Below are 18,952 nucleotides of genomic sequence, written 5' to 3' on the forward strand. Positions count from 1 at the left end.
GGTGTCCAGACGCGGTGGCGGCGCGCGGGCACGCCCGCCCTGACGTCGTGACGCCCTGACGCCCTGACGCCGTTCAGTCGCGGTGCGCCGTGATCCTGTGGATCACCGGGCCGGCCAGCAGCGGCGTCGGCTTGCCTTCCACCCAGTCCTGATGCCCCGCGCCGTAGAACGGCGACATCGGGTGACCGCTCTGGCCGCCCGGCATCGACAGCCAGCCGTGCTCCTCGCGGCCGGGTGAGACGACCATCCGTTCCGACTGGCCGAACGCCGGTCCGGCGACATGCGGCAGGTTGCTGTCGCCGCCCTGCGGCGCCGACGGCATGTCCAGCCAGCGCGACAGCGCCGGGATGGCCTTGGCCAGCGGGTGCTGGATGCGGCTCGCGTTCTGCGCGCCCCAGGTGGCGCCGCCGAGGTTGCCGTCGGGCGCGATCTCGCGCGCAGCGTCGTCGAGCTGCGCCAGCAGCAGCGCCTCCCAGTTCGCGAACGCGGCCGGCAGCAGGTGCGGCGGGCGTTCGTCGACGGCGCGCGCGGCGCTGTATTCGAACTGGTTGCGCCAGCGCATGCGCCGCTTCGGGTCGAGCTGCCGCTCGCCGAGCGACGGCAGCGTCCAGGCGTCCCACAAGGTGTCCAGCACGCGCAGCCGCGCCTGGCGCACGAGGCGGTAGGCGGCCGAGTCGGCGTCGGCCCGGCCGTTCCAGTTCTCCAGCAGCTGCACGTAGGCGCGATGCGTCGGATTCGCGCCGGCATCGGTGCGGGACGCCGCCAGCAGGCGTGCCGCCCAGGTCTTCATGAAACGCGCCTCGTCGTCCAGGTGGATCGCGCCGATCGAGGCTTCGTCGTGCTTGTCCCTGGCCGAAAGCCGGTCGCGGATCTGCTGCGCGCGCGCGCCCAGGTCGAAGCCGCCGTCGCCGAGCAGGTCGCCCGGCGCGCCGTCGAGCTGGCGGTTGTTGGCGGTCCATAGCTGGCCTTGCGCCGGCGACAGCACCTGCGGCGCGCGGTCGGGATCGAGCCAGTCGCGGCGCATCGTCGTCGGTGCGACGAACCGGCCATAGGCCTCGGGCAGGCCCGGGTGCGCCCACAGGCGCCCGGCGACGGTCCAGCCGATCTGGCCGTCGCGGTCGGCGGCGAGCAGGTTCTGATGCGGCATGCCGGCACGCTGCGCCAGCGCGAGCGCGTCGCTGACATGGCGCACCTGCAGCATGCGGTCGAGCGCCAGGTTGTAGGCCGCGCCCTGGTGCGCGATCCAGTGCAGGGCGAAGCGGCGTCCGCCCTCGACGGTCACGATCGGCGCGTCGCCGATCTCGCTCACCGCCAGGGTCTGCGCCGGGGCGCCGTGGACCTCGATCGTCTCGGTGCGTGTCGTGAGCTTGGCGTCGGGCGGGACCTCGATCCAGTCGAACCATTGCCCGTAGGCATTGGTGAATCCCCAGGCGACGGCACCGTTGGAGCCCACCACCATCGCCGGCAGGCCGGGCAGCGTCACGCCGGCGGCGCGCAGGCCTGTCGGGCCGGCGCCGATCTGGAACTGTGCGCGGTACCAGATGCTCGGCACGCCGAGGCCCAGGTGCATGTCGTCGGCCAGGATCGCGCCGCCGTGCGTGGAGCGGGAACCGGCCACCGCCCAGTTGTTGCTGCCGAAGACCGGCACATCGGTGCTGGACCGGTCGCTGGATCGACCGCCGGCCCGGGCACTCGCCGGGGCGTTCACCGGGACACTCGCCGGGGCGCTGGCGGGACCGCTCGCCGGCGTCGCAGGCGCGCGCGCCTGACTCACGTCGAGCTGCTCCGGCGTCGGCATCGGCGTCGACGGCGATTGACTGCCGTCGAGCGCCGCGTCCCATCGGCCGCCGCGCGGGTTGAGCCAGTCGAAGACGGCGTCGCCGGCGCGTTCGCGCAGCGTCGCGCGGTCGAAGCCGGCGTCGAAGCTGCCGGACTGCAGCATGAAGTACATCTCCGAGATCACCAGCAAGGAGTCGACCGGGGTCCAGTCCTGCGGCTTGGCGCGCAGCAGCAGGTACTGCCAGGGGCGAATCGGCAAGGCGTGCAGCCCGGTGTTGACGCCTTCCGCGTAGGCGAGCAGCAGCAGACGATCCTCGCCCGAGAGGCTTTCGAAGCGATCGGTCAGCCGTGCGCGCAGGCGGTGGACGCGCCGGCTGCGGTCGCGCTCCAGCGCCTTGGCGCCGAAGAGCGCGGACAACTCCCCGGCCGCCGATCGGCGCGTCAGGTCCATCTCGAAGAAGCGTTCCTGGGCGTGCGCGAATCCCAGGCCGCGGGCCACGTCCAGGCGCGTGCGGCCCTCGACGACCAGCGTGCCCAGCGCATCGCGGCCCAGGCTCACGGGCGCGCTCAGGCCGGGGATCGCGGCGTCGCCGTCCAGCTGCGGCAGGCTGGCGCGCACGCAGGCCCAGGCCGCGATCGCCAGCGCGACCAGCAGGAACGGCAGCCCGATCAGGCCCCGCACGGTCCAGCGCCGCAGCGCGCTCTTTCCACTCATGTGCTCTCCTGATCGGGGCCGATGTCGGGCCTTGAATTCCGGGCTTCGATTTACGGGCCCCGATTTGCACGCCTCGTTCGCCGGGCCTCGTTTGCCGGGGCGCGATTGTGCGTGCGCGCTGCAACAGCCTTGCTACAGAGCTTCCCTAGAATCCTGCGCCATGCCCCGTGACGACCGCGACCTTACCAAGCCTGCCACCGCCGTGCCCGCGTGGCCCTCCCGCCGCCGCTGGCTGACCGCTGCCGGCGCGCTGGGCCTGAGTGCGCTGAGCGCCTGCTCGACCTTCACGCCGACGTCGGCGCCGCCGCCGGTGGTGACAACACCTGACCCCGAGCTGCCGACGCCGGTCACGCCCAGGCCGATCCCCAAGCCGCCGCGCGTGGGCCTGGCGCTGGGTGGTGGCGCGGCGCGCGGCTTCGCGCACATCGGCGTGATCCAGGTGCTGGAGGAGAACGGCATCAAGGTGGACCTGGTCTGCGGCACCTCGGCCGGCAGCCTGGTCGGCGCACTGTATGCGGCGGGCCGGACCGGCAAGGAGCTGCAGACGGTCGCCGAGGCGATGGACGAGGGCGCGATCACCGACTGGACCTTCCCGATGCGCGGCCTGATCCGCGGCGAGGCGCTGGCGCGTTACGTCCGCCAGATGACGGGCGGACGCGGACTGGAGCAGTTGCCGCTGCCGCTGGGCATCGTCGCGACGGACCTGGGCGACGGCTCGCCCATCCTGTTCCGGCAAGGCGATGTGGGCACCGCGGTGCGCGCGTCCAGCGCGGTGCCGGCGGTGTTCCAGCCGGTCAAGATCGGCAATCGCGAGTATGTGGACGGCGGCCTCGTGGCACCGGTGCCGGTGCGTTTCGCCAAGCAGATGGGGGCCGAGTTCGTCATCGCCGTCGACATCGGCGAAGCGCCCGATCCCAAGATCCCCGGCGACGCGATGCGCATGCTGCTGCAGACCTTCTCAATCATGGGCAAGTCGATCAACCAGTACGAGCTGCAGGGCGCGGACGTCGTGCTGCGACCCAAGCTGGACGGCTTCAGCGGGTCGGACTTCAGCACGCGCCGCCGCGCCATCGCGCTGGGACGCGAGGTGGCGACGGCGATGCTGCCGGAGATCAGGAAGAAGATCGGGGCGAAGACGCGGTGAGACGCCTGACCGGACCTTGAATGCGCCTGATCAATTCATCTGGCTATGTCGATCCGGTCACTCGTGACCGGGGATACGTCTTTGCTTGATCAATATAGCTTCCGGAAATTCGAACAGCATTTCATACACAAAGTAGCGGTGCTGATTCTTGAATGAATGCCAGTTTTCGGAATCGACCTTGATCTCGCCTTTGCCTTCAAGCCAGTTCTGTCCTTCTGAGGTGCCTGTCGAAGTGCCCTCGCGCCACTCGATATCATCGTATCGGGTGAGGTCCCAGCCAGAACCTTGAAAGTATTTCACTTTTCCGTCGGGTGTTACGTGATACCCCACTGTAAGGTCGCGGCTGGTGCCCCATTGAACGTCGAAATTCCCTGACTCATCATCAACTTGTTTATTGGCGAAAGGCCCGAATGGCGTGTCTGGCGTCCCGATCTGCAAATACTCTGCAGCCTTGCCATCGTCATTCTTCACGCGTCGGCTGTTGAAAAAGGAGCCGTTGTTCGTGGCGCTGTTGAGATAAGTCACGGCAAACTGGCTTGACGATTCTTGTTCCGGGCCAATGAGTTTGATCCTCAATGTCGCATTTGCTGCGCTGGCTTTAGGTCGTTTTATCCGAAATAGCCAGATCGGGGCCTCTTTGGCTTTCCAGGCCGGCATTATTACGCGAGATTTGAAAGATGACGGCCCGCCGAAGCCATATGCTGGATATTCGCCTGCGTTGATGGTCGGTTTGTCAAAAGGTTGAATCACAAATTCCGGCGAGCTGCACCAGTGCTTGGGATCGTCATAGCCGGTGCTGGGTCCGCCCATGCGCTGCTTGAAGAGGTTGCCGCAGACCAGCGGGTCGATGGGGTTCGTCGGTGCCGGCGCATCCGCGGGCAGGCAAGTGGTGCCGTCCTGGGACTTGCACATGACATCGCCGCGAGGCGTCGTGGCGAGCTGCATGTCGAAGCCCAGCGGTTTGTAGCTCTTCCACTCGGCGAACAGGTTGGCATAGGCGGTGTTGCACCAGTGGTCGGCGCGCTCGTACCCGGTGCGTTTGTGCTTCTTGCCTCCCCACCGCGGATCGTTGCATCGCACTGGCTGCGCCTTGGCCGGATCCGGCGCATTGATGCTGCACTTGGACTTGCTGCTGTTCTCGCTGTAGCAACTGAGGTGGCCGTCGGCCTCCAGACGATAGTGGCGGCCGTTCCACGGTTTCCATTCGGTGGGCAGGACCTTCTCCGCCGGTGTGGCTGGCGCGGACGCGTCCGCGAGTGCGGCACCCGCGGCGCAGAAGAGCATCATCGTCAGCACCGCGCGGCGCGGCGAGACAGGACGGAAGGACGGTCGCAAGATCAGGACTCCAGGGGAAGGGAAGGTCTGATCAGTGGGCGCGCCTGGCAACCCTTCCATCGGCCCGACCTGTCCGGCGGGCCGGAGAACTCAGAGGCGTTCGCCGCGCGCGCTTGCCTCGATCAGCTTGTCCAGGCGCGCGAGCTGGGTCTCCGGCTTCTTCGCGCTGAGGATGTGCCAGATGCTGGTGCGTCGGTAGCCGTCCGGCTGCGCCTGGAAGAACGCCCAGGCCTTCGCGTCGCGCATGAAGATGACCTCGTGCGACGGCGAGAGCTCGACCAGTTCCTTGGGCTGCTCGAACGCGTAGACGCGCGAGCGCTCCTCCTGCCGCCGTTCGAACGCCGCGAGGCCGGCGGGCTTCATCCGGCCTTCCTGGATCAGCGCCTCGGCGCGGCCGATGTTGACGGCGCTCCAGATCGACACCGCCTTGCGCGGCGTGAAGCGGATCTTGTAGCGCCTGTCGTCGATCCGGGTGCGCACGCCGTCGATCCAGCCGTGGCACAGGGCCTCGTCGACCGACTCGGGCCAGGCGAGGCTGGGCTCACCGGTGGCGCGCTTGTGGAAGCCCACCACGACCTCGGTGGCCGTGGCGGCGTGCTCGTCGAGCCAGGCGCGGAACGCCGCGGCGCTGGCGAAGAAGATGGGGGTGCGGGTGGCCATGAGGCCGCAGTATGACCGGTCGCGGATCTGCGGGAGCTTCTCGCCCTCCGCGGGCGAAGACACCATCGGCTCGTGCGCCTTCAGCTTCTGCTCGATGTCTGACGACCCAGCGCGAGCTTCTCGGCGTAGCTGGCGCGCGCATTGCCCTCGGTCAGCAGCAGCCGGTATTCGCGGGTGCGCAGCCGCGTGACCTCCTGGTTGATATTTCGTACGTGTACAAATGCGCCATGATGGGCTGGAGCCAGGGTTCGTGAGGATTTAACCTGATCCCTGGTATGAGATAACGTACACCGACAATAACCTTTTGATGTAGGGAACGCCGTGCCAAACACCGATCAGGACTCCGACCGCGAGCGGCCCCGGCTGCGGCGCGGTCCGGCCGAGATGGCCGCGCTCAAGCGCGAGATGCTGGAGCGCGCGCGCAAGATCTATCGCGACGAGGGCGTGGAGGCGCTCAGCATGCGTCGGCTGGCGCAGGAGCTCGGCATCTCGACGATGGCGATCTACAGCTACTTCGAGAGCAAGAAGGCCCTGCTGGACGGCTTGTGGATCGAGGTCTTCGAGTCGCTGACCGACGAACTGCTCGACGCTTCCAAGGACCAGCGCGGACCCCGCAAGGTGCTGGAGGCGCACACGCGCTGCCTGCTCGATTTCTGGGAACGGCACCCGGAGCAGTTCCGCATGATCTACATGTCGCTGACGCAGACCGGCACGCTCGAGGAGATCGGCCAGACGCAGCAGCCCGTCTACAACCGGTTGCTCGGCTTGATGCGGGAACGCGTCGCCGCCTGCGCGCCGGACGGCTTCGAGCCGGGGGAGGTCGCGATCCGCTCGATGTGCGACCAGATGTCGGTCCGGACCATGGGCTACCTGATGATGGTGATCGGCCTGCCGCGTTACCCGCTCTACGACCGCGAGGCGTTGCGCGAGTTCACCGTCCAAGGCGTGCTGCGCGACGTGGCGGACCAGTACGCGCGCTTTGCGTCTGAACCGGCGACCCCAGCTGCCCCGGCAGCCCCGGCGGCGCCTTCGGCGTCATCCACGGCGGCGGACTGAGGCCCGGGAGGCTTCCCCATCACGCGCCCGTTTCGCGCCCCGCCACGCGCCCGTCTCGCGGGCATCCGGGCGATTGCCGGAGCACCGGCCCGGTGCCTGTGTCGCCGCGTGGGGCGCTCAGGCGCCGACGCTTCGATGGCGGCGCGACGGCATGACGACGTTCCGTATGGCCGTCGATCCGTACAGGCGAAAAAAAGCCCAGCATGAAGCTGGGCTTGAAGGGCACTTGGGAAGCTTGACTTCCTTGGGTACCGAGGAGACAACCGATACGGCAACTTGCTCGCTCAGGCCGTGGCGCGCTTGGCGCCGCGGGTGACGTTCTGGGTCGCCTTCACCGCCGTGTTGGTCACGGCGTTGAAATTGGATTCCGCGATGTCGGTGGCTTGCTTGGCGGCCTTGTGCAGGCTTTCGTAAGCGTTGTTGGCCGCGGCTACCGCCGACTTCACCAAAGCAACAGCATTTTCCGTGCCAGCCGGGGCGTTCTTGGTGGCGTTGTCGACGACGGCGCCGAACTTGACCTGGGCGTCAGCCACTTGCGACTCGGCCAGCTTGACGAACTCCGAGGAGGTCGAGGTGGCGATGTCGTACAGGTGGCGGCTGTAGGCCACGGCCTTTTCAGCCGACGGTTGCAGCAGCGCGGTCTGCAGGGCCCACAGTTCTTGCGGATCTTTGACGGTGATGGCTTGCTGGGCGGTCTCGGCAGCTTCGCCGAGGGCGGTCTTGGCGACTTGCAGGTTCAGTTCGACCAGCTTTTCATAGCCTTCGAAGGCCTTGGCGGTCAGGCCAAACCACGAGGCTTGCAGGTTCTTCTGTTGGTCGAGCACTTGGTCAGCAGTCAGCATGCGAAATCTCCTAGAGGAATGAGGTCAGCCGGGGAAAACGCGGCGGGCTGAGCGCCGTCGCCACACATTTGTTGCGGTGCAGCATGGAATCAGTATAGGACCGCCGGCGATGATTGCAAGCACTTTTTGTGCAATGCAGCAAAGTTCGGGTTCCGAGCCACCGCGCGGCCTTGGCGAGGGCCTCCGGGCGATCTCGACGCCGAGTCGACGTCGCCTCGGCGCGGCCTTCGCAGCGCTCTGCTAGGGTCCTGACCATGCTCGCCTTCCATTACGACCATTTGACGCTGGCGCTTCCGCCGGGCCACCGTTTTCCGCAGTCCAAGTACCAGATGCTGCGCGAGCGTGTGGAGCGGGAACCGGGCGTGATGCGGCCGCGGGTGGCGGAGGCGGCCGGGCCGGAGGCGCTGGCGCTGGTCCACACGCCGGACTACATCGACGCGGTCCTGCACGGCACCTTGAGCGCCGCGGCGCAGCGCGAGATCGGTTTCCCCTGGGCGCCGGGGCTGCCGAGACGCTCGGTGTGCTCGGTCGGCGCGACGATCGCCGCGGCCCGCGCCGCCCTGGAGGAGGGCGTCGCCGCCAGCCTGGCGGGCGGCACGCACCATGCGTATGCGGACAAGGGCAGCGGGTTCTGCGTGTTCAACGACGTCGCGGTCGCCGCGCGGCTGATGCAGGCCGAATGGCACCGTCGCCATCCGGAGCGTCCCGGGCTGCGCGTGCTGGTGGTCGACCTGGACGTCCACCAGGGCAATGGCACGGCCAGCATCTTCCGGGACGACGACAGCGTGTTCACCCTGTCGATCCACGGGGAGAAGAACTTCCCCTTCCGCAAGGAAAGCAGCGACCTGGACGTGGGCCTGCCGGATGCGTGCGGCGACGCGGTCTATCTCGACGCGCTGGAGACGGCGCTCGCCGAAGTCTGGCGGCGGACGGCGGACCGGCCGCCCGCGCTGGCCTTCTACCTGGCCGGCGCGGATCCGCACGAGGGCGACCGGCTGGGCCGGCTCAAGCTCAGCGCCGACGGCCTGCTGCGGCGCGACCGGATCGTGCTGGATGCGCTGTTAGAGCGCCGCATCCCGGTCGCGCTGAGCATGGCCGGCGGCTACGGCGAGGACCTGAGCGTCACCGTCGACGTGCAGCTGCGGACGCTGCAGGCCGCGGCGCTTGCCTGGGCGCGGTGGCGGGACGATCCTCGCCACGACAGCGCCCGCGCCAGTAGCCCGCGCGACACCTGACCCCGCGCGGCGGTGGAAGAATCGGCGCCATGACCGCCGATGCCACCGCCTCCGCCTCTGCCACCACCGCCGGCTCCACCGAGCCCCGCCCCGTCCCCGAGTCGCGCGAGGCCTTCGCCCGTTTCCTACCGGTCCCGACACGCTGGATGGACAACGACCTCTACGGCCATCTGAACAACGTCGTCTACTACAGCCTGTTCGACACGGCGGTGAACCGCTACCTGATCGAGCAGGGCGCGCTGGACCTGCACCACGGCGAGGTCATCGGCCTGGTCATCGAGACGCACTGCAACTTCTTCGCGTCGCTGGCCTTCCCGCAGCAGGTCGAGGCCGGCCTGCGCGTCGCGAAGCGCGGCCGTTCCAGCGTCCGTTACGAGATCGGCCTGTTCGCGGAAGGCGAGCCCCTGTGCGCGGCGCGTGGACACTTCGTCCACGTGTATGTCGATCGCGAGACGCGTCGCCCGGTGGCGCAACTGCCCGAGTCCTACGTGAGCGCGCTCAGCGCGCTGGAGATGCCATGACCTTCCCCAAAGCCTTTCCCGATGCCTTCCCCGATCCCTTCGTTCCGCCGACGCCCGAACAGTCCGCCGCCGTCGACGCCGCGATCGTCACGCGACATTCGATGCGCGCGTTCCTGCCGACGCCGGTGCCGCGCGCGCTGATCGAGGAACTGCTGGCCGTCGCCGCGCGCGCGCCGTCCGGCACGAACACGCAGCCCTGGCAGGTCCACGTGCTGACAGGCGCCGCGAAGGACCGATTGGTGAACCGCATCCAGGCGGTGTACGACGATCCGGAGGAGCTCGCCACGCACGGCGAGGAATACGCCTACTACCCGCGCGAGTGGGTCTCGCCCTACATCGACCGCCGCCGCAAGGTCGGCTGGGACCTGTACGGGCTGCTGGGCATCACCAAGGGCGACAAGCTGCGCATGCACGAGCAGCACGGCCGCAACTACCGTTTCTTCGACGCGCCGGTGGGCCTGATGTTCACCATCGACCGCGTGATGCAGCAGGGCAGCTGGCTGGACTACGGCATGTTCCTGCAGAACCTGATGGTCGCCGCCCGCGGCCGCGGCCTGCACACCTGCCCGCAGGCGGCGTTCACGCAGTTCCACCGCGTGATCGCGGAGGAGCTCGCCCTGTCGCCCCAGCAGCAGCTGGTCTGCGGCATGTCGCTGGGCTACGCGGATCCGGCGGCGGTCGAGAACAAGCTGGTCACCGAGCGGGACGCGGTCGCGTCCTTCACCCGCTTCCTGGAGTGACAGACCGGGGCTGATCCCGGGCGCCCGAGGACGGGGAGAGGGCCCTCCCTGGGCACTCCCCGCCCCGTCCTTCGGCCCTCGCTGCGCCGTCCTTGGGCGATTTGCGAGCGGGCGCCGGGAGCGCCCGCTCTACAGTTGGCGCTTCCCTGCAAGGAGATGTGTCCATGAGCAAGCCCAGCGTCCTGGTGGCCCGCAAGACCTTCGACGACATCGTCGACCGGCTGCGCCCGCACTTCGAGGTCGAGACCAACGACAGCGACACCGGCTGGTCGCAGGACGAGCTGATCCGGCGCCTGCAGGGCAAGTCCGGCGCGTACATCGCCGGCGGCGACAAGATCGACGCGACGCTGCTCGACGCCTGTCCCGAGCTGAAGGCCATCTGCACGATGGCGGTCGGCTACAACAACATCGACGTGCCGGCCTGCACCGCACGCGGCGTCGTGGTGACCAACGCGCCGGACGTGCTGACCGAGACCACCGCCGACTTCGGCTTCGCGCTGATGATGGCCACCGCGCGCCGCATCACCGAGAGCGAACACTTCCTGCGCCGCGGCGAATGGAAGCAGTGGTCGGTGACGATGTTCGCCGGCGCCGACATCCACGGCGCGACGCTGGGCGTGCTGGGCATGGGTCGCATCGGCGCGGCGATCGCGAAGCGGGGCCACCTCGGCTTCGGCATGCCGGTGATCTATCACAACCGCTCGCGGCTGCCGGCCGACCAGGAAGGCCCGCTGGGCGCGCAGTGGGTGGAGAAGGACGAGCTGCTGCAGCGCGCCGACCATCTGGTCATCGTCGTGCCGTACAGCGCGTCCTCGCACCACCTGATCGGCCAGCGCGAGCTGCGCCTGATGAAGCGGACCGCGACGCTGACCAACATCGCGCGCGGCGGCGTCGTCGACGACGCGGCGCTGGCCGCCGAACTGCGGGCAGGCACCATCGCCGCCGCGGGCCTGGACGTGTTCGAGGGCGAACCGACGGTGCATCCGGACCTGCTCGCCTGCACGAACGTCGTGCTCACGCCCCACATCGCCAGCGCGACGATCGCGACGCGTCGAGCGATGAGCGACCTCGCCGTGGACAACCTGATCGCCGCATTGACCGGCGGCGTTCCCCCGACGGCGCTCAATCCCGAGGTGCTCAAGCGCTGAGAGAATCGGACGCATGTCCTTTCCCGACCTGCTGCAGTTGGCCCTCTCCGGGCTGATCCTGATCGTTCTCGTCATAGGGCTGCTCACCCGGCGACGGACGTCGGACGGCGACACGGCGGCGGCGCTGGCGCCGCTGATGCAGCAGTCGGGAGAACGCCTCGAACGCCTGGAGCGCGCGCTGCGCGACGAACTCAGCCGCGGCAATGCGGGGCTTCGCCAGGAGACGCTGGCGACGCTCACGCAGTTCCAGCAGGCGCTCGCCCAGCAGGCGGCGCGTGCGCGCGAGGCGCAGGACGCCGCCGCGGCCCGCATGACGACGGCGATGACCGAACAGCTGCAGGCACTGGCGCAGCGCAACGAGGCCGGCCTGGCCGAGACGCGGCGCACCGTCGAGGCCCGCCTGCAGGCCATCCAGCAGGACAACGAGAAGAAGCTCGAGCAGATGCGGGCGACCGTCGACGAGAAGCTGCACGCCACGCTGGAACAGCGCCTGGGCGAGAGCTTCAAGCAGGTCGCCGAGCGGCTGGAGCAGGTCTACCGCGGCCTGGGCGAGATGCAGACGCTGGCGCGCGACGTCGGGTCGCTGAACCGGGTGCTGACCAACGTGAAGACGCGCGGCATTTTCGGGGAGGTCCAGCTGGCGGCGCTGCTGGAGCAGGTCTTCACACCGGAGCAGTTCGCCTCGAACGTCGAGACCGTGCCGGGCACCGGCGCCCGCGTCGAGTTCGCGCTCAAGCTGCCGGGCCAGCGCGACGACGGCCAGCCGATCTGGCTGCCCATCGACGCGAAGTTCCCGCGCGAGGACTATGAGCGCCTGCTCGACGCCCAGGAACGCGCCGACGCCCCCGCCGCGGAACTGGCCGGTCGCGCGATCGAGACGCGGCTGCGGCTGGAGGCGAAATCCATCCGCGAGAAGTACCTCGGCCCGCCGCACACCACCGACTTCGCGCTGCTGTTCGTGCCCACCGAGGGCCTCTACGCCGAGGCGCTGCGCCGCCCCGGCCTGAGCGAGGCGCTGCAGCGCGAGCACAAGGTGATGCTGGTCGGCCCGACGACGCTGCTGGCAACCCTGTCCAGCCTGCAGATGGGTTTCCGCACGCTGGCGCTGGAGAAGCGCTCCGCGGAGGTGTGGGACGTGCTGCGCGCGGTGAAGACGGAGTTCGGCAAGTTCGGCGACGTCCTGGCCAAGACCAAGAAGAAGCTCGACGAGGCGAGCAACAACATCGAGCTCGCCGAGCGACGGACCCGCGTCATGACCCGTGAGTTGAAGTCCGTCGAGGCGCTGCCCGAGGACCAGGCCGCGCGCGTGCTGAAGCTGGGCGACGCGGGCGCCGCGGGCGCCGCGGGCGATACCGACGTCGAGGACGAAGGCGTCGCCCGATGAGCGACGACGCGTCGGCGGCCAAGGGCTACACCGGCTTGAACGCCGGTTTCGCGGCCGTCATCGCGTCGCTGGTCGCGGTGCATGCCTGCATGGCGACGACGCGCGTCGCGGCCACGCTGTGGGTGCTGCATCAGGGCTACGGCGGCGGTTTCGTCGGGGTGCTGCTCAGCCTGTTCGCCGTCGCGCCGCTGGGCCTGTCGCTGTGGGCCGGCCGGCTTGCCGATCGCCACGGTTTCCATCGACCGGTGGGCATCGGCGTGGCGATGGCCTTCGCCGGCGCGGTGCTGGCGCTGATCGCTCAGGTGCTCGGCTGGGTCGGGCTGCTGGCGCTGGGCTGCCTGCTGTGCGGCGGCGCGGTCGCGATCGCGGCCGTCGCGATCCAGCGCGAAGCCGGCCTGATGGCGCATGACGCCTCGCAACTCAAGCGCGTCTTCAGCTGGGTGGCGCTCGGACCGGCGCTGTCCAACGCGTTCGCGCCGGTCATCACCGGCATCGTCATCGACACGGCCGGGTTCACCGCCGCGCTGGTGCTGTCGACCCTGCTGCCGCTCGCGGCCTGGGCGATCGCGCGCCGCGTGCCGCGCCACCTGCCTGCGCCGTCAGCGGCCGGCGTCAAGCCGCGCCCCGCCTGGGACCTGCTGAAGGACCGCGGCCTGCGCAATCTGCTGATCGTCAACGTCGCGATGTCCTCGTGCTGGGACGCGCACAGCTTCGTCGTGCCGGTGGTCGGTCACGCGAAGGGCTTGTCCGCGTCCAGCATCGGCCTGGTGCTGGGGAGCTTCGCCGCGGCGGCGACGCTGGTGCGCCTGGCCATCGTGCGCTGGGCCCATCGGATCGACGACGTGAAGGCGCTGCGCGCCGCGATGGCGGTGGCGACGGTGACGCTGCTTGTCTACGCGTGGTTGCCCGGCACGCTCGGGCTGATGCTCGGGTCGGCGGTGCTGGGGCTGGCGCTCGGCGCGGTGCAGCCCATGGTGCTGGCGACGATGCATCAGGTCACGCCGCCCGACCGGCATGGTCAGGCGCTCGGCCTGCGGATGCTTGCGTCCAACGGCGCGACCGTCGCGATGCCGCTGGGATTCGGCGTGCTGGCCGCCGCGAGCGTGGCGGCGGCGCCGTTGTGGCTGATGGCGTCGATCCTGGTCGGCGCGCAGTGGGCCGCGCGTCAGATCGAATCGCCGGCGCGCGGCGCGCCCTGAGGCGGGCGCCGCGTCACCGGCCGCACTCGCGGATTCACTCGCCCATTCGCCCTCATTCGCCCGGCGCGATGGCGACCTGCCGGCGCGCCTCCTTGTGCTTCATCGCGACGTACTCCTCGAGCGATTGCTCGTGGAGCTGGCGCGCATAACGCTCGGTGGCCGCGAACCAGTCGCGCAGGCGCTTGTCGAGCCGCTGCTCGGCCGGCGCCGGCAGCGTGTCCAGGTAGGACTCGATCGCCAGGAAGTAGCGCATCGTGTTGCGCTCCGCGATGCCCTGGATGCCGCCGACGTAGCGCGGCTGGCCGTCGCCGTCACGGCCGACGACGGTGAAGCCGACCTTGTCCCGGCCCGAGGTGGAGAGGTAGGCGCTGGTCGCGACGCGCGCGGCGAAGTTGTTCACGTAGGCGTAGCGCAGCCGCACGAAGGAGCGCTTCGCATCGATCGGCACCGCCTCCAGCGTCAGGCGGTAGTTGCTGGTACCCATCGGCCCCTTGTTCGCGCTCATCTCCACGAGCAGGTACTGCGGCTGCGCCGCCAGCACGTGGAAGCGGAAGTCGAGCGCGTAGGCGTCTTCGATCGGCTGGTCGAACTTGCGGCCGACGGCCATGTGCAGGGTCGCGCCGGGTGCCTGGTCATCCTCGACGGCGCAGCGCTTGACGTTGGCCGGCAGCGTCAGCAGGTCGCACCAGGCGTCCGCGTTGCGCAGCGCGCCGGACAGCGCCCCGAACGGATGCTCGACCACGGCGTGCATCTCGCCCGTGGGGCGCTCGGTGTCGTCGGCCGAACTCAGCACGATCGGACGCTGGAACGGACTGCGCGCCAGCTGCGGCGCGAGCTGCTCGTACTGCGCGCGCAGACCGGCGCCTTGCTGCGCCGACACCTCGGTCGCCATGAGCAGCAGCCCCAGCAGGACCGCCGCGTGGGCGAGCCAGAACAGCGCGCCGTGGGACGTCGACGGGTGCTTCAAGTGCCGGAACATCCGCCCGACCGGCGGATGGGGAAGGGGCGGGAAGAAACGCATCGCGAACTCCATCGCTGGCCCGAGAGCCGTTGATCCACCTTAAGAGACGAGGGCGCGGGCGGTCTGTCGGACAAGGCCGCGTCGCCTCGTGCGGATGGGCTGTCAGCGGCGGAAAAGGGGCCGTCGATGGGCCGTCCATGGGCCGTCGACACCGCACTCGCGGTGTTGGGGGGCTGCGGGCCTTCGCCTAGGATGGCTGCCAGCCCGGCGCAGGCCGGACAGGAGCCGCACAAGATGTTGGGAACGCGCCGGACACCGACGCCGCGTCGATGCGCGCCGGCACGAGCCTTGGGGCGCCGGATGGCGTCGTGGGCGATCGCCTGCGCGGCGCTGGGGCCGCTCGTCCCCGCCGTGCAGGCGCAGGAGGAGACGTCCGGCAGCGCGACCGCCGAGGAGCTGGATCCGCAGGACGCCCTGGCGGGCGGGCTCGGCGTGGAGGAGGCGCGGCGCCTGCTGGCCGAGCCGCTGCCCGACGCATCGAACGCGCCGGACGCGCGCTATGCGCTGCTGCAGCGTCAGTGGCACGCCGCGCGGCGGATCGAGGACCGCGCCCGGCAGATCGAGATCGCCCGGGCGCTGATGACGCTGGGCCGAGGCCGGCCCGATGGCGAAGGCTGGATCCGGCTCTACCTGATCACCGAGTACACCTGGGGCAGCTCCGGCGCCGCGCTGGCGGCCTGCGAACCACTGCTGGCCGACCGGCAGCTGAGCGCGGCGGCGCGCGCGGGCGTCGCGCTGCGTCAGACCTATTTCCTGGCCAACGGCGGCCAGGATCGCAACGTGATGCTGCGTGCGTGGCGCCGCGCTGACGCGCTCGCGGCCGAGGCGCTCCAGCAGCAGCCCGGGCTGCCGTTGACGATCGACCGGCTGCAGGTGCGCTCCGAGGTCGAGCGTCTGACCGGCGATGGCGCGGCGGCGGTGGCGACGCTGCGTCAGGCGGTCGCCCGCTCGCGGGAACTGCTTCGGGCCGGCAGCGGGCCGCGCGTCGCCGCGGACACGCTGCGGCAGTGGCAGGGCTGGCTGGACGGCTCGCAGGGGATGCTGGTCTACGCGCTGGTCGCGCAGGGCCGCACGCGCGAGGCGGCCGACATCGCGCAGGACAACCTCGCGTTGTGGCGGGCAGGGCAACTCGAGGAGGGCCCCGGCGCGCGCTGGCACTACCGTGCCGCGACCGCGCTCAACGCGTCGCAGCAGCACGAGGAGGCCTTGGCGGCGGCGCGCCAGTCCGAGGCGATGCTCGCCCGGGCGAACGCCTCGGCGGCGAGCCAGACGCGCTGGCTCGCGCGCCAGGAGATCGTCCGCGCGCTGCTCGGCCTCAAGCGATGGGTCGAGGCCGACCAGGCCTATCGCCAGTTCCTGGAGGAGCTCGGCGGCGACGGCGTCGCGCGCAGCCGGGCGCAGGACAACCGACTGATCGCGCTGCTGGCGGCCAAGGCCGGCCGGCTGGACGAGGCGCTGGAGACGGCCGAGCGCACGCTGCGCTACCGCACGCGGATCTACGGCCAGGACCATCCGCAGACGCGCGAGAGCGCCGGGGTGCGCGCCGTCGTGCGGCTGCTGCGCGGGGACGCGAGCGGCGCGATGGGCGATTACGAGCAGCTCTTCGCCGCGACGCTGGACCGCAGCGACGGCTGGGTGGATCTGGATGCGCGCGGCTTCCGCGGCTTCGTGCTCGGGCTCGCGTTCGACGAGTTCCTCGCGCATGCGGCGCGGCGCGCGGTCGCGGGCGAGGTGCTGCCGCCGGCGATGATCGACCGCGCGTTGCAGATCGCCGACCGGCGCAAGCTGGGCAGCACGCAGCGCGCGCTGGCCGACAGCACCGCGCGGATGCTGGCGTCGACGCCCGAGCTGCGCGGCCTGCTGGACCAGGAACAGACGCTGCGCAAGGCCGCCTCCGGGCAGTACGGCCAGGTGGCCGCGCTGATCGCGGACGAGGACAAGCTGCGCAAGGAGTTGTCGAGCGAGGCCTTCAAGGCGTTGCCGAAGGACCAGCGCAAGCCCCGCGAGGACTTGCTGAAGGCGTTGCGCCAGCAACTGCGGGCGCAGCAGGGCGCGGCCGCCACGGCGCGTGAGGCGCTGGCCGCGCAGCGGCAGCAGTTGGCCGCCGCCTATCCGGCGTATGCGGACCTGATCACGCCGGCGACGCCCGGCGCTGCCGCGCTGAGCGGCCGCCTGCGCCCGGGCGAAGGACTGCTGGTCGTGCACGCGCTCGATGAGCAGACGCTCATCTGGCTGCTGCGCGCCGATGCGCCGGCGCAATTCCGCGCGGTGCCGGAGGGCGCGGCCGTGCTTGGCCGGCGCGTGAAGGCGCTGCGCCAGCGCATCGACCTCAGCGCGATGCCGGCGGGCCGCGAGGCGCCGCTCGCCCAGGCCTTGCCGGAATTGCATGCGCTGTATCGCGACCTGCTGGCGCCGTTGAACCGGCAGGGGCTCGACACCTTGATCGTCGCCGGCGACGGGCCGCTGGCGGGACTGCCGCTCGCGGCGCTCGTGACCGAGGCGCCCGCCGCCGGGCGGCCCGTGGCCTGGCTGCTGCGGCAGCAGGCCGTCGTGCAGTTGCCGTCCGGCGCGTCGTTGCAGGCGCTGCGTCGGGCCGCGCCGCCGACGGCGGCGCCGAAGGCGCTGCTCGGCTTCGGTGATCCGGTGTTCGATCGTGGCCTCGCCCAGTCATCCGCCACGCAGATCCCGCAGACCCAGACCACGCAGACCAGGAAGACCCCGCCCGCCGCGCTGGCCGCGCAGGGCCAACCCGGCGCGACGGGGCGGCATCTGCTCGCCCCGACGCCCACGCGTGCGGCCGGCAGCTACGACGCCCAGCTCGGTTTCCGGTATGCCGACATCCCGCCGCTGCCGGAGACGCGCGCGGAGCTGCTCGCGATCGCGCGCACGCTGGGCGCCGACCCCGCCGCCGACCTGCGATTGGGCGCGGCGGCGACGCGCAGCGCGGTGCTGGCCACGCCGCTGGCCGATCGACGCGTGCTGGCCTTCGCGACCCACGGGCTGATGCCGGGCGAGCTGCCGGGCATCTCGAAGCCGGCGCTGGCGCTGGCCGCCGAGACGGACGCCTCCGCGTCGCCCTTGCTGGAGCTCGACGACGTGCTCACGCTGCGCATGAACGCGCAGTGGGTGCTGCTGTCGGCCTGCAACACGGCGGCCGGCGAGCAGGGCGGCGCGGCGATGTCGGGGCTGGTGCGCGGCTTCTTCTTCGCCGGCGCGCGGTCCGTGCTGGCGACGCATTGGGCGGTGGAGTCCGCGTCCGCCGCCGCGCTGACCAGTGCCGCGCTGCAGCCGGCCGACACGCGCGCCGCCGGCCTGCGCCGGGCGCAGCTGCAGCTCGTCGACGGCCAGGAGGGGCAGGGCCGCTGGACGCATCCGTATTACTGGGCGGCCTACGCGCTGTTCGGCGACCCGGCGCAGTGATGATGTCGGCCGCCGCATTCACTCCGTGACGAGCACACCATGACAACAACGATGAAACACGTGATGAGGGATGCCGCGCTGATCGCGGCGATGACGATGGTCGCGCTGGCCGCGCGCGCGCAGGCCTGCGAGGTGGCCGCGCTGGCGGGCGACGCGACGCGCGTCGTCGCGGGCCAGGCGCAGCCGCTGAGGCTCGGGGACAAGGTGGGCGAGGGCGCCCAGCTGCGCACCGGCGACAACGGCCGCGTGCGGCTGCGCTGCCCGGACGGGTCCAGCCTGGTCGTCGGCGATCGCAGCCAACTGACCTTGACCCGGCTGAACCTCGGCACCGACGCCGGCACGGGCGTGATGCCAGGCTATGCGGACGGCGCCCGCGACGTGTCCCTGCTGCTGGAACGCGGTCTGCTGGGGCAGAAGGTCACGCCCTCCGGCTCCGGCAAATGGGAAGTCCGCACACCGTCGGCGGTGACGGCGGTGCGGGGCACCGAGTTCCTCGTGGAGGTCGGCGACAACGAGCAGACCTCGGTGCACGTGCAGTCCGGCCAGGTCGCCGTGTCGCCCGGACCACGCGCCGCGGGCCGCACCCGCGGACTGGGCGCGCAGGTGCCGGTGGTCGTCGAGCGGGCCGGCGGCACGGACTGCGAGGTCTCGGAAGGCTGCACCGCGGCGACGCCATGGCCCGCGCACAGGGTCCGTGCGGCGCTGGACCGCCTGTCGGGGGTCTGATGACGGGCCCGTCGCGACGCGGTGTGG

General features: G+C 70.6%; 15 protein-coding genes. 10 read left to right on the forward strand and 5 right to left on the reverse strand.

Annotated elements, in window-relative coordinates:
• Positions 1-73: 73 nt before the first annotated feature.
• Positions 74-2,494: a penicillin acylase family protein gene (locus AC07O8_RS06440; RefSeq protein WP_495047252.1), complete on the reverse strand. Its 2,421-nt coding sequence runs from the start codon at positions 2,492-2,494 to the stop codon at positions 74-76.
• Positions 2,495-2,654: 160 nt separating this feature from the next.
• Here AC07O8_RS06440 and AC07O8_RS06445 point away from each other — a divergent pair, with 160 nt between their 5' ends.
• Positions 2,655-3,638 carry a patatin-like phospholipase family protein gene (locus AC07O8_RS06445; protein ID WP_495047253.1) on the forward strand — a complete coding sequence of 328 codons (984 nt, stop codon included), beginning with the start codon at positions 2,655-2,657 and terminating at the stop codon, positions 3,636-3,638.
• Between the two features lie 57 nt (positions 3,639-3,695).
• Here the strand turns inward: AC07O8_RS06445 and AC07O8_RS06450 are convergent, their stop codons facing one another.
• Entirely contained in the window at positions 3,696-4,934 is a 1,239-nt protein-coding gene (locus AC07O8_RS06450; RefSeq protein WP_495047254.1) for a hypothetical protein, read from the reverse strand.
• 129 nt (positions 4,935-5,063) lie between these two features.
• A complete protein-coding gene (locus tag AC07O8_RS06455) occupies positions 5,064-5,633 on the reverse strand; it encodes a YdeI/OmpD-associated family protein (RefSeq protein ID WP_495047255.1) in 570 nt (189 codons plus the stop codon).
• A gap of 321 nt (positions 5,634-5,954) precedes the next feature.
• Between AC07O8_RS06455 and AC07O8_RS06460 the strand changes: the two genes are divergently transcribed.
• Complete coding sequence (locus AC07O8_RS06460) at positions 5,955-6,689, forward strand: TetR/AcrR family transcriptional regulator (protein WP_495047256.1); 735 nt, start codon at positions 5,955-5,957, stop codon at positions 6,687-6,689.
• 284 nt (positions 6,690-6,973) lie between these two features.
• On the opposite strand, the gene AC07O8_RS06465 is transcribed toward AC07O8_RS06460, so the two are convergent.
• The gene (locus AC07O8_RS06465) at positions 6,974-7,531 is read right to left on the reverse strand and encodes a phasin family protein (protein WP_495047257.1); all 558 of its coding nucleotides are present in this window, start codon (positions 7,529-7,531) and stop codon (positions 6,974-6,976) included.
• Between the two features lie 254 nt (positions 7,532-7,785).
• Between AC07O8_RS06465 and AC07O8_RS06470 the strand changes: the two genes are divergently transcribed.
• The 6 genes from AC07O8_RS06470 to AC07O8_RS06495 all read left to right on the forward strand — a co-directional run bounded on the left by AC07O8_RS06470 (position 7,786) and on the right by AC07O8_RS06495 (position 13,758).
• Positions 7,786-8,766 (forward strand): histone deacetylase family protein, encoded by a 981-nt coding sequence (locus tag AC07O8_RS06470; RefSeq protein ID WP_495047258.1) that lies wholly within the window; start codon positions 7,786-7,788, stop codon positions 8,764-8,766.
• 29 nt (positions 8,767-8,795) lie between these two features.
• Positions 8,796-9,287, forward strand: a complete 492-nt coding sequence (locus AC07O8_RS06475; protein ID WP_495047259.1) for an acyl-CoA thioesterase — start codon at positions 8,796-8,798, stop codon at positions 9,285-9,287.
• Complete coding sequence (locus tag AC07O8_RS06480) at positions 9,284-10,027, forward strand: nitroreductase (RefSeq protein ID WP_495047260.1); 744 nt, start codon at positions 9,284-9,286, stop codon at positions 10,025-10,027. Before AC07O8_RS06475 ends, AC07O8_RS06480 begins: the two co-directional genes overlap by 4 nt.
• Positions 10,028-10,191: 164 nt before the next feature.
• Positions 10,192-11,175: a 2-hydroxyacid dehydrogenase gene (locus AC07O8_RS06485; protein ID WP_495047261.1), complete on the forward strand. Its 984-nt coding sequence runs from the start codon at positions 10,192-10,194 to the stop codon at positions 11,173-11,175.
• A 13-nt stretch (positions 11,176-11,188) separates the two neighbouring features.
• Positions 11,189-12,559 carry a DNA recombination protein RmuC gene (locus tag AC07O8_RS06490; protein ID WP_495047262.1) on the forward strand — a complete coding sequence of 457 codons (1,371 nt, stop codon included), beginning with the start codon at positions 11,189-11,191 and terminating at the stop codon, positions 12,557-12,559.
• On the forward strand, positions 12,556-13,758 hold the full coding sequence (locus AC07O8_RS06495) for an MFS transporter (protein ID WP_495047263.1): 1,203 nt from the start codon (positions 12,556-12,558) through the stop codon (positions 13,756-13,758). The genes AC07O8_RS06490 and AC07O8_RS06495 overlap by 4 nt, the downstream gene beginning before the upstream one ends.
• A 52-nt stretch (positions 13,759-13,810) precedes the next feature.
• Here the strand turns inward: AC07O8_RS06495 and AC07O8_RS06500 are convergent, their stop codons facing one another.
• Positions 13,811-14,779 (reverse strand): hypothetical protein, encoded by a 969-nt coding sequence (locus tag AC07O8_RS06500; protein ID WP_495047264.1) that lies wholly within the window; start codon positions 14,777-14,779, stop codon positions 13,811-13,813.
• A gap of 300 nt (positions 14,780-15,079) precedes the next feature.
• Here AC07O8_RS06500 and AC07O8_RS06505 point away from each other — a divergent pair, with 300 nt between their 5' ends.
• Positions 15,080-18,199, forward strand: coding sequence for a CHAT domain-containing protein (locus AC07O8_RS06505; protein ID WP_495047265.1), 3,120 nt, complete (start codon positions 15,080-15,082; stop codon positions 18,197-18,199).
• Positions 18,200-18,250: 51 nt separating this feature from the next.
• Complete coding sequence (locus AC07O8_RS06510) at positions 18,251-18,925, forward strand: FecR family protein (RefSeq protein WP_495047266.1); 675 nt, start codon at positions 18,251-18,253, stop codon at positions 18,923-18,925.
• The last annotated feature ends 27 nt before the right edge of the window (positions 18,926-18,952 follow it).

It is taken from the genome of Roseateles sp. GW821-FHT09G09, assembly GCF_059415965.1.

What these genes read in the sequence shown, in the direction of transcription:
- AC07O8_RS06495 (WP_495047263.1), top strand. Translation starts at nt 12,556, where the DNA reads ATGAGCGACGACGCGTCGGCGGCCAAGGGCTACACCGGCTTGAACGCC.
- AC07O8_RS06500 (WP_495047264.1), bottom strand. Translation starts at nt 14,779, where the DNA reads ATGCGTTTCTTCCCGCCCCTTCCCCATCCGCCGGTCGGGCGGATGTTC.
- AC07O8_RS06470 (WP_495047258.1), top strand. Translation starts at nt 7,786, where the DNA reads ATGCTCGCCTTCCATTACGACCATTTGACGCTGGCGCTTCCGCCGGGC.
- AC07O8_RS06480 (WP_495047260.1), top strand. Translation starts at nt 9,284, where the DNA reads ATGACCTTCCCCAAAGCCTTTCCCGATGCCTTCCCCGATCCCTTCGTT.
- AC07O8_RS06475 (WP_495047259.1), top strand. Translation starts at nt 8,796, where the DNA reads ATGACCGCCGATGCCACCGCCTCCGCCTCTGCCACCACCGCCGGCTCC.
- AC07O8_RS06440 (WP_495047252.1), bottom strand. Translation starts at nt 2,494, where the DNA reads ATGAGTGGAAAGAGCGCGCTGCGGCGCTGGACCGTGCGGGGCCTGATC.
- AC07O8_RS06510 (WP_495047266.1), top strand. Translation starts at nt 18,251, where the DNA reads ATGAAACACGTGATGAGGGATGCCGCGCTGATCGCGGCGATGACGATG.
- AC07O8_RS06445 (WP_495047253.1), top strand. Translation starts at nt 2,655, where the DNA reads ATGCCCCGTGACGACCGCGACCTTACCAAGCCTGCCACCGCCGTGCCC.
- AC07O8_RS06485 (WP_495047261.1), top strand. Translation starts at nt 10,192, where the DNA reads ATGAGCAAGCCCAGCGTCCTGGTGGCCCGCAAGACCTTCGACGACATC.
- AC07O8_RS06505 (WP_495047265.1), top strand. Translation starts at nt 15,080, where the DNA reads ATGGCGTCGTGGGCGATCGCCTGCGCGGCGCTGGGGCCGCTCGTCCCC.
- AC07O8_RS06455 (WP_495047255.1), bottom strand. Translation starts at nt 5,633, where the DNA reads ATGGCCACCCGCACCCCCATCTTCTTCGCCAGCGCCGCGGCGTTCCGC.
- AC07O8_RS06465 (WP_495047257.1), bottom strand. Translation starts at nt 7,531, where the DNA reads ATGCTGACTGCTGACCAAGTGCTCGACCAACAGAAGAACCTGCAAGCC.
- AC07O8_RS06490 (WP_495047262.1), top strand. Translation starts at nt 11,189, where the DNA reads ATGTCCTTTCCCGACCTGCTGCAGTTGGCCCTCTCCGGGCTGATCCTG.